This window comes from Cereibacter changlensis JA139 (genome assembly GCF_003034985.1).
Classification (GTDB): Bacteria; Pseudomonadota; Alphaproteobacteria; order Rhodobacterales; family Rhodobacteraceae; genus Cereibacter; species Cereibacter changlensis.
Window position 1 is genome coordinate 1 of the sequence record NZ_PZKG01000136.1, and the last position, 9823, is coordinate 9823.

A 9823-nucleotide genomic window follows, 5' to 3' on the forward strand; every position below is an offset into this window, starting at 1 on the left:
GCGTCGAGCAGCACCGGCAAGGCCGCCCATTCCGCGGCGGATTGTTCGGCGAAGGCCTGGATCGGCTGGGCGGGCCCGGCGGCCTGCAGGCCGGGGGCGCCCAGCAGCAGCGCCAGGGCGGTCAGGATCAACATCAGCATCGGCTTCATTGTCGTCTCCGGCTCTTGGGGCGTCTGCCCGTCCGGAAGGGAAATACCCCCTGCCGCTTAACATCGGGTGAAGCGCTTCGGCCCTGCGACGACCGCCGCCATCAAAAGCTGCGTTCTTGCGCCCCTCCGCCCCCGATGACGCTTTGCGGCGCAAATCCCCTGCCCGCTGTGCGGATCACCGCGCAGGAAAGGGGTCTGCGGTTGACGAATCCGCAAGGGTTGTGCGCTACACAATCATGAGGCGAAAACGACGCTCACCGGAAGGAGACCCATGGCGCGCGAGAGAATCGACTGGCTCGACATTGCCCGGGGCGGGTCGATCCTGCTGGTGGTTTGCCTGCATGCCACGATGTATCTGAGCGAGGCGGGGCTGGCCTCCTATGGTTTCACCCGGCTGAACACGCTGTTCGAGCCGGTGCGGATGCCCGTGTTCTTCACCGTCTCCGGCATCCTCGCCGCACGGGCGATCCGCGACGACTGGGCGGGGCTGCTATGGCGCCGGATCCGGGTCTTCGTCTGGCTGTTCGGGCTCTGGACGCTGATCCGCTGGCTCTACTACGGCCAGCTCCAGACCAACGCGGTCACCCCTTCCGAGGGGACGAGCTATCACGAGCTGCTCACCGGCTGGGTCGCGCCCGACTCGGGGCTCTGGTTCATCTGGGCGCTGGCGTTATACTTCCTCGCCGCCAAGGCGCTGCTGCCGGTGCAGCGCCCGGCGCTGGGACTGGTGCTGGCGCTGTCGGCCCTGACCTTCGGCGGTCTGGTGCAGCCGGAGAACTTCGCCCAGCGCAACCTGTTGCTTTACGCGCCATTCTTTCTCGCCGGAGCCTGGCACGGGCCGCGGATCGTCGAGGGGCTCGGCCGCTGGCCGCTGCGGCTCGGGCTGGTCGGGGCCGCGGGTTTCGTCGCGCTGCAGATCGGGTCGCAGGCGCTGCCGGCGGCGCTGCTCGGGCCGGGGCGGCTGCTGCTCTGCCTGTTCGGCGTACTGCTCGGCTGCGCCGCCGCCATCCTGCTGGCGCGGGTCGGGCCGCTGCGGCGGGCCTTCGGCTATCTCGGGCGCAACACCCTGCCGATCTATGTCGCGCATGTGCTCATCGTCAGCCTGATGGCCGCCGCCGCCAGCCGCTTCCTCGCCGACCTGCCGCTGCTACGCTACTGGGGCGTGCCGATGCTGGTGGCGCTGGCGATCCCGCTGTCGCTCGGCCTCCGGGCGCTGGCCGAGCGCGCCGGCGCGGGCTGGCTCTACCGTCCGCCGGAGCTGCAACGGCCGCTGCTGCGGGCCGAGCAGGGCTGAGGCGGAGGACTTGAGCGGGACACCCCGAAGCCCACTCCCGTCACGTACGGAGCCGCCATGAAGGCGGACCGGTTCTCCATTGCCGAAACCTGCCTGAAGGCCGCCCATGACGGCAGCCCCGACTTCCCCGCCATCGTCGCCCGGCTGGTCGCCGCAGGCTTCGAGGGCTACGCGATCGACGACCGCCGCAACAGCCAGAGCTTCTGCCTGCCCCGCGGCGACAGCCTGACCCGGGACCCGCACCTCGCCCCGGCCCCATCGCCGCCGGTTTCGGCGCCGTCGAGATCGAACGCCTCGTCGGCCGGGCGCAGGCCGGCCCGGCCCGGCCGACTACAGCTGCGTCGCCTTCAGCGAGACGCCGAATGCCCCCGGCTGCGCCGGCTCCCTCGCCTCCTTCCCCGGCCGCCGCGTGGTCTACTTCGGCCGCACCGCGGAGACCCATGTCGCGCATTTCCCGGGCTGAGGCGCTACAGAAACTTGAAGGCGATAAATGTGGTACCCGCGGCCGGGCTCGAACCGGCACGGCCTTTCGGCCAAGGGATTTTAAGTCCCCAGTGTCTACCATTTCACCACGCGGGCAGATTCGCGCACCATAGCGGGCGCAACGGCGGGGTAAAGCCACCGATTGACGCGCGGGGGGCGCAGGGTGACACTCGGGGCAAACCGGAGCTCAGCATGATCCTCCCCCTCCTCGCCTGCCTCATCCTCGCCACCCCCGCCCTCGCCGAGGACGCGCCGCTGATCGCGCGCGGCAACGAGCCCGGCTGGGTGCTGACCCTCGCGCCGGAGGGGATGGTGCTGTCGAGCGAGAGCGGCGAGAGGGTGGAGACCCCGCTGCCGCGAGCGCTGCCCTTGGGCACGGGCTGCGCTATGACGCGGGTCCCGATCTGGCGGTCGAGGTGCTGCCGCTCCTCTGCCACGACAGCATGACCGGGATGCCCTATCCCAAAAGCGTCAGCGTGATCCGCGGCGAGGAGCGGCTTACCGGCTGCGGCGGCGATCCCCTGTCGCTGTTGCAGGGCGACTGGCAGGTGACGCGGCTCGAAGGCATGCCGAGCTCGGGCCTGACGCTGGAGGTCGCGGGGGACCGGCTCGCCGGACGCTCGGCCTGCAACCGCTACACCACGGCGCTGACCCTGACCGGCGAGACGCTGACCGTCGCCGCCCCCGCCGCCACCCGCATGGCCTGCCCGGCAGCGGCGATGCAGACCGAAGCCGCCTTCTCCGCGCTCCTGGGCCGGGTCAGCGGCTTCGACCTCGGCTCCGACGGGGCGCTGCTCCTGCTGGGCGAGGGAAAGGAGCTGCTGCGCGCCACCCGCTGAGCCTCGCGCTGCGGTGCGGCGATTGACAGCTTGGGGAGGCTTCGCCACAACTGTCCGGAGTGTTTGGGGAGCGAGACATGAAGAAAGTCTATGACAGCGCCTCGGCGGCGCTGGAGGGGGTGCTGTTCGACGGCATGCTGATCGCGGCGGGGGGATTCGGCCTGTGCGGCATCCCCGAACTGCTGATCGCGGCGATCCGGGAGGCGGGGACGAAAGACCTGACTGTAGCCTCGAACAATGCGGGCGTGGACGGCTTCGGGCTCGGCGTGCTGCTGGAGAGCCGGCAGGTGAAGAAGATGATCTCCTCCTATGTCGGCGAGAACGCGGAATTCATGCGGCAGTACCTCTCGGGCGAGCTGGAGCTCGAGTTCAACCCGCAGGGCACGCTGGCCGAGCGGATGCGGGCGGGCGGCGCGGGCATCCCGGGCTTTTACACCAAGACCGGCGTCGGCACGGTGATCGCCGAGGGCAAGGAGCATCACGACTTCGACGGCCAGACCTATATCCTCGAGCGCGGCCTCGTGGCGGATCTGTCGATCGTCAAGGCGTGGAAGGCCGACCCCTCGGGCAATCTCGTGTTCCGCAAGACGGCGCGCAACTTCAATCCGCCCGCAGCGACCTGCGGCAGGATCTGCGTCGTCGAGGTGGAGGAGATCGTGCCGATGGGCGCGCTCGATCCCGACGCGATCCACCTGCCGGGGATCTACGTGCACCGGCTAATCCAGGGCCAGCACGAGAAACGCATCGAACAGCGCACCACGCGCAAGCGCGCCTGAGGGAGGACCGGACATGGCATGGGACCGCAACCAGATGGCCGCCCGCGCAGCGCAGGAGCTGCAGGACGGCTGGTATGTGAACCTCGGCATCGGCATTCCGACGCTGGTGTCGAACTACATCCCCGAGGGCGTCTCGGTGACGCTGCAATCGGAGAACGGCATGCTGGGCACGGGCCCCTTCCCCTATGAGGGCGAGGAGGATGCCGACCTGATCAATGCCGGCAAGCAGACCATCACCGAACTGCCGCAGACCGCCTATTTCGACTCGTCGCAGAGCTTCGCGATGATCCGCGGCGGCAAGATCGCCATGGCGATCCTCGGCGCGATGGAAGTGGCCGAGAATGGCGATCTGGCGAACTGGATGATCCCGGGCAAGCTGGTGAAGGGCATGGGCGGGGCGATGGATCTGGTCGCGGGCGTCGGCCGCGTGGTGGTGGTGATGGACCATACCTCGAAACATGGCGAATCGAAGGTGCTCAAGGCCTGCACCCTGCCGCTGACCGGCAAGGCGGTGGTGGACCGGATCATCACCAATCTGGGCGTGCTCGACGTGGTGGAAGGCGGGCTCCGCATCGTCGAAACCGCCGAGGGCGTGACCGAGGCCGAGCTGCGCGCCGCGACCGAGGCGACCATCGTTGGCTGAGGTCGAGATCACCCGCGAGGTCAGCGGTTCCAAGGGCCGCTACGTGATCCGTCAGGGCGGCGAGGAGGCGGAGCTCACCTATTCCATCACCTCGCCGGTGCTGGTCATCGCCGACCACACCGCCGTCCCTGACATCTTCCGCGGCGCCGGCGCCGGTCTGGCGCTGGTCACCCGCCTCGTGGAGGACGCGCGGGCCGAAGGCTTCCGCATCATGTCGCTCTGCCCCTTCGTCAACGCCCAACGCAAGAAACACCCCGACTGGGCCGACGCCTTCTCGGTCTGACGGCATTTTCTGTCCGAAAATATCCTCGGGGGGTGAGGGCGAAGCCCGAGGGGGGCAGACAGCCCCCCTTCTTCCTTCTCCAGACCCTAAAGCCCCGCCGACAGGATCTTGAACACGCAGGGGTCCGAGACCAGTTCCGGCGGCGTCAGGCAGAGCCCCTGCGCCACCTGCCAGGCCGCCAGCACCTTGGGCACATAGTCCCGCGTCTCGGCATAGGGTGGCACCCCGGCATTGGCCCGCACCGCCCCCTCGCCGGCATTGTAGGCGGCCAGAACCATCAGCGGGTCGCCGTCGAACTCGCCCATCAGCCAATCGAGGTAAGCCACGCCACCGGCGATGTTCTGCACCGGATCGGTGGAATCGCCGACGCCGAAGCGGCTGGCGGTGGCGGGGATCAGCTGCATCAGCCCCTGCGCCCCGGCATGGCTGACCGCGTCCGGGCGGCCGGCGCTCTCGATGCCGATCACGGCGAGGACCAGCGCGGGCGAGACCCTGGTGCCCAGCGTCGCCTTCAGGATGTCGATGCCGTATTTGCCGGCGATCTCCTGCAGGTGCTGCAGCCGCGGCGCCCCGACCGAGACCCCGCCGGGCCCCTGCGACAGCATCGCCATCGCCAAGGGAAAGCGCCCCTGCACCGCGCCCTGCGCCACCGGCACCGTGTCCCAGAACCAGCCATAGGCGGCGCCTTTCGGCGTGGCGGCGAAAGGCGCGCCGACCGGCGGAGGCGGCAGCGCCGCCGGATCGGTCGGCCGGCGCAGCATGACCTTGGGCAGTGCCGCCAGCCGCCGCGCCTGCTCCGCCGGGTCGATCTGCACGGTGATGCGCTTTCCCGCCTGCGCTTCGGGCGGCTTCACCCGGCGGAAGGTGAAATCCGGCTGCGCGGGCGGTGGCGCCGGCTCGGCCAGCGCGGCCAGCGGCGCGGCCAGGCTCAGGCCGAGGCTCAGGGCTCGTATCGCTGCTCGCATGACGCGCCGCCTGCTGTTTCCCGGTTCTCAGGAAAACCTACGGGATCACCCTGCTGCGGGCCAACAATTTGCGCCCAATCGAGGCAAATTCGCCGGATTTCGGCGCTTTTCCCACAGTCGGCGGCGGCCCGCGCGGCGGCGCTGCGGGAATCCGGAAGGTATTTCATGCGGTTACAAAAAACCTCGCCAAATCATCGGCTTCCGAAAAAAACCCATGCAATACCAAAGTGCCGCCACATTCCGGGGGCTAACTCAACCCAAGCCGAGCAGGTGGCCGGGCGGAGACAGAAACCGCGAGGCGCCGACGGCGAGACGGACAGAGCAATCCCTCCCCTGAGCATAGGTAGCTGCCATGACCCTCCTGAACATCTTCAAGAAATTCCACAACGACGAATCCGGCGCCGTGACGGTTGACTGGGTCGTGCTGACCGCGGCGATCGTGGGCCTGGGCATTGTCGTGATCACGACTGTTTCGGGCGGCCTGCAAACGGCGTCCACTTCGCTTGTTACCGACCTCGGGACCACCATGACAGAGGCTAAGACCGCGGCAGACTGATCCTAAGGATCTACTGCTTCCGCCACAAGTCGAGGGTCGCGCTTTGGCTGCGCGACCCTTTTTGCAGTCTCCTCGGAGCTAGCACAGCTGCCCCGCACAAATCGCAAGATGTGCCCAAGCGATCTTGCACCGCTTGAAGAGGTCAAAGCCGAGGATCAAATGAAAAACGGGAGAAGGTTCCTCGCTGATGAGACAGGCACTGCAACTACTGAATTGATAGTCTTGACCGCTGTCGTGATCGGGATGTGCTTGCTCGTGACCATCCCAGCGTACACCAGCTCATCTGGAGCCGCCAATACACTGGCAGCCTCTGTTTTAGATTCGGTAAAAACTAACGAGGATGACTAATAGCGGATGCTCAACGCATATCGCTCAGATATCTTAAGCTGTCGTTACGAAGCGTGCTGTGAACGGCAGGTTATCGCGATGAAGTCTAACCGCACAACACCGGGGTAAAAATGCGTCTTGTCTTCGCCATCGTCCTTCTCATCGGCCTCGCCCTAGCCGGCACAGCCGTCTACATGGCCCAAGGCTTCATCGCCACCACCCAGGCCGAGCTGGAGCAGGAGCGGGCGGTGCGGGCGCAACTGGGGCCGATGGCTGCGGTCTATGTCGTCAACAAACCCCTCAACTACGGCGACCCGCTCACCAAGGATGACGTGCAGAAGATCTACTGGCCCGCCAATGCGCTGCCGGAAACCATCTTCCAGGACGAGGCCATGCTCTTCCCCGAAGGCGAAACCCGTCCGCGCTACATGAACCGGCAGATCGAGGCTTTCGAGCCGCTGCTCGCCTCGCGGGTGACCGAGCCGGGGGTGCAGGTCGGGCTGGTGGTCTCGAAGGGGATGCGGGCCTTCGCGATCAGCGTCAATGCGCAGACCGGGGTGTCGGGCTTCCTGCAGCCGGGCAGCTATGTCGACGTGATCTGGACCGGCACTGCCGAGGGTGGCGGGATGACGCGGCAGATCGAGAACAAGCTGCGGGTCATCGCCGTCGACCAGACCGCCAATGACGCCAGCGCCGGGCAGGCCATCGTCGCGCGCACCGTCACCGTCGAGGTGACGCCGCAGCAGGTGGCGATCCTGGCGCAGGCGCAATCCTCCGGGCAGCTGTCGCTGTCGATGGTGGGACACCAGGACGAGCCGGATGCCGATGTCACCCCGGTCGATACCGCCGACATCACCGGCGTGGTCGCCGCGGCCCCCGCGCCGCAGGTGCAGCAGGCGAAGTCCTGCTCGGTCCGGATGCGCAAGGGACAGGATGTCGTGGAGATCCCGATCGCCTGCACCAACTGAGCGGCGCAATTTCTCGTCCTGACGGGATTGCGCCGCACGACATGCGGCTGTTGCCGTTAATACACATGCGCAACCCCGCACAACCATTTGAAGATTGCGCCAAATCGGCAGATCCGCCATCCTTGTCCCAGAGCGGGCGCTTGAAGACCTGCGGCGAGGCATGAGCGGAAGGGCAAGTCACATGGCATTGCGACGGTTCTGGAGGGCTGGTCTGCTGGGGCTCGCGCTCGCCGGCGGGGCGCTGGCGCCGGCCGCAGCACAATCGCTGCGGGTGATGCAGGGTTCTCCGGCCAATGCGCTGAACGTGCCGATGAACCGGGCCGTCGTGGTCGAGAGCGACGTGCCCTTCGCCGAGCTCTCCATCGCCAATCCGGGCATCGCCGACATCTCCACCCTGTCCGACCGCTCGATCTACGTGCTCGGCAAGGCGCCGGGCCGCACCACGCTGACGCTGCTCGGCGCGGACGGGCGGCTGATCTCCAATGTCGACGTGCATGTCACGCCCGACATCGCCGAGTTCAAGGAACGGCTGAAGCAGATCCTGCCCGGCGAGCCCATCGAGGTGCGCACCGCCAATGACGGGGTGGTGCTGTCGGGCACCGTCTCCAGCATCGAGAAGCTGGACCGGGCGCTGGATCTGGCGAACCGCTATGCGCCGGAGCGGGTGTCGAACCTGATGAGCGTCGGCGGCACCCAGCAGGTCATGCTGAAGGTGCGCTTCGCCGAGATGCAGCGCTCGGTGGCCAAGACGCTCAGCTCCGGCGTCGCCTTCGGCATCGACCGGGTCGGCGGCGAAAGCGGCGGCTTCCTGAACGGCACCAACGGGCTCACCGGCCCGGTGACCAGTCGGGGCCGGCATGGAGGGCGGGGCCCGGATCGGGGTTTCCGCCGGATCGCTGGAATTCGCGGTGCTCCTGGAGGCGCTGGAGTCGAAGGGCGTGGTGCGCACCCTGGCCGAGCCCAACCTGACGGCGCTGTCGGGACAGGAGGCGAAGTTCCTCGCCGGCGGCGAATACCCGATCCCGGTGGCCTCGGATGACGGGATCACCATCGAATACAAGCCTTTCGGCGTCGAGCTGAACTTCACGCCGGTCGTGGTCGACGGCGATGTCGTCAACCTGACGATCAACGCCGCCGTCTCCTCCATCGACAACACGGTGACGCTGGAGAACGAGGGCTTCACCATCAACGCCTTCAAGCGGCGCGAGACCTCGACCACGGTCGAGATGCGCGACGGCGAGAGCTTCGCCATCGCCGGGCTGCTGCAGGACGACTTCCGCGACCTGAACGGCCAGGTGCCGTGGCTCGGCGACATTCCGGTGCTGGGCGCGCTGTTCCGCAGCGCCGAGTACCAGCGGGCGCAGAGCGAGCTGGTGATCATCGTCACGCCGCATCTGGTGACCCCGACCCGGGGCGAGGCGCTGGCCCTGCCGACCGACCGGGTGCGCATTCCGACCGAGAAGGAGCTGTTCCTGTTCGGCAAGGTCAGCGGCGGCGGTCCGGCCGGCGAGGTGGCGCGGCAGGATTTCAGCGGCTCCTACGGCTATGTGATGGAGTGAGGCGGATGCGGTTCATGATCCTCGCCGCGGGGCTGGCGCTGGCGGGCTGCGACGACAGCCAGGTGGCGCAGCTGCCGGGCGGCGGTTTCGGCGACGCGACCCGGGCCAACATGGCGCTGCAGAGCGGCGAGATGGGCTATACCCAGATGCTGGGCCAGCGCTTCGCCGCCGAGGTTCCCAGCACCATCACCTTCGCCTTCAACAGCGACCGGCTCGACGGGGCGGCGCAGGCGGTGCTGGCGCAGCAGGCCAATTGGATCCGGCAGTTCCCCGAGGTGCGCTTCCGCGTCTACGGCCATACCGACCTCGTCGGCAGCAACGCCTACAACAAGGCGCTCGGCCTGCGCCGCGCGCAGGCGGTGGTCGCCTTCCTTGCCACGCAGGGAATCAGCCCCTCGCGGCTGGAGGCGCTGGTCTCCTATGGCGAGACCCGGCCGGTGATTCCGGTGGCCAGCCCGGAAGAACGCAACCGCCGCACCGTGACGGAGGTTTCGGGCTTCGTCGGGCGGCATCCGACGGTGATGAACGGTAAATATGCCGCGGTCGTGTTCCGCGACTATGTCGCCTCTGCAGTGCGGCCACATCCTTCGAACACCGTGATCCAGACCCAGATCAACCCCGGCGGGTGAGGCCGCGTCACGCCTGCGTGACCTGGGCGCAATTGATCCGAATATCGCAGAATGACGTTCATTTAGCCCCATTCCTGCCACCATTCCCGACGAGTTTCGAAACACTAGGAAACAGTTGCGCCGTCGCGGCGGCGCAGGGGTTTCGGCGGGGCGGCTCCGGATCTGTCAGGAAAGGGTCGCCCTCCGGTTCCCCGCCAGAGGTAAGGATGATGCAATGAGCAGTGTGGCAACGCTCCAGCCGGACCCCGCGCCCATCGTGGCCTGCACCATCTCGCGCAATGTGCAGAATTTCGACCTGCTGATCGACGACATGGAGGTCGAGCTTGGCGAGAGCTGGGGCGACCTGACCTTC

At 67.5% G+C, this 9823-nt stretch carries 10 protein-coding genes, 1 tRNA gene and 2 pseudogenes; 11 read left to right on the plus strand and 2 right to left on the minus strand.

Translation table 11 applies throughout. The features are described from left to right. Positions 1-420: 420 nt before the first annotated feature. On the plus strand, positions 421-1443 hold the full coding sequence (locus C5F48_RS19325; RefSeq protein ID WP_107665450.1) for an acyltransferase family protein: 1023 nt from the start codon (positions 421-423) through the stop codon (positions 1441-1443). 493 nt (positions 1444-1936) lie between these two features. Here C5F48_RS19325 and C5F48_RS19335 read toward each other — a convergent pair. Then, positions 1937-2022: transfer RNA gene (locus C5F48_RS19335), tRNA-Leu, on the minus strand. A gap of 96 nt (positions 2023-2118) precedes the next feature. Here C5F48_RS19335 and C5F48_RS19340 point away from each other — a divergent pair. The 5 genes from C5F48_RS19340 to C5F48_RS19360 all read left to right on the plus strand — a co-directional run bounded on the left by C5F48_RS19340 (position 2119) and on the right by C5F48_RS19360 (position 4467). Next, positions 2119-2373, plus strand: coding sequence for a hypothetical protein (locus tag C5F48_RS19340; protein WP_107665451.1), 255 nt, complete (start codon positions 2119-2121; stop codon positions 2371-2373). Between the two features lie 5 nt (positions 2374-2378). After that, positions 2379-2765, plus strand: a complete 387-nt coding sequence (locus C5F48_RS19345) for an META domain-containing protein (RefSeq protein ID WP_170139604.1) — start codon at positions 2379-2381, stop codon at positions 2763-2765. A gap of 77 nt (positions 2766-2842) precedes the next feature. Continuing rightward, positions 2843-3541 (plus strand): CoA transferase subunit A, encoded by a 699-nt coding sequence (locus C5F48_RS19350; RefSeq protein WP_107665453.1) that lies wholly within the window; start codon positions 2843-2845, stop codon positions 3539-3541. A gap of 13 nt (positions 3542-3554) precedes the next feature. After that, on the plus strand, positions 3555-4184 hold the full coding sequence (locus tag C5F48_RS19355; RefSeq protein ID WP_107665454.1) for a 3-oxoacid CoA-transferase subunit B: 630 nt from the start codon (positions 3555-3557) through the stop codon (positions 4182-4184). Beyond that, entirely contained in the window at positions 4177-4467 is a 291-nt protein-coding gene (locus C5F48_RS19360) for a GNAT family N-acetyltransferase (RefSeq protein WP_107665455.1), read from the plus strand. Before C5F48_RS19355 ends, C5F48_RS19360 begins: the two co-directional genes overlap by 8 nt. Positions 4468-4553: 86 nt before the next feature. On the opposite strand, the gene C5F48_RS19365 is transcribed toward C5F48_RS19360, so the two are convergent. Then, on the minus strand, positions 4554-5432 hold the full coding sequence (locus tag C5F48_RS19365) for a lytic transglycosylase domain-containing protein (RefSeq protein WP_107665456.1): 879 nt from the start codon (positions 5430-5432) through the stop codon (positions 4554-4556). A 352-nt stretch (positions 5433-5784) separates the two neighbouring features. Here C5F48_RS19365 and C5F48_RS19370 point away from each other — a divergent pair, with 352 nt between their 5' ends. The 5 genes and pseudogenes from C5F48_RS19370 to C5F48_RS26175 all read left to right on the plus strand — a co-directional run. Beyond that, positions 5785-5988: a Flp family type IVb pilin gene (locus C5F48_RS19370; RefSeq protein ID WP_107665457.1), complete on the plus strand. Its 204-nt coding sequence runs from the start codon at positions 5785-5787 to the stop codon at positions 5986-5988. Between the two features lie 458 nt (positions 5989-6446). Then, positions 6447-7283: a Flp pilus assembly protein CpaB gene (gene cpaB, locus C5F48_RS19380; protein ID WP_107665459.1), complete on the plus strand. Its 837-nt coding sequence runs from the start codon at positions 6447-6449 to the stop codon at positions 7281-7283. Positions 7284-7464: 181 nt separating this feature from the next. Continuing rightward, positions 7465-8842 (plus strand): annotated as a pseudogene (locus C5F48_RS19385) (type II and III secretion system protein family protein). A 5-nt stretch (positions 8843-8847) separates the two neighbouring features. Next, on the plus strand, positions 8848-9471 hold the full coding sequence (locus C5F48_RS19390; protein WP_107665460.1) for an OmpA family protein: 624 nt from the start codon (positions 8848-8850) through the stop codon (positions 9469-9471). Between the two features lie 214 nt (positions 9472-9685). Next, positions 9686-9823 (plus strand): annotated as a pseudogene (locus C5F48_RS26175) (AAA family ATPase); the annotation flags it as partial.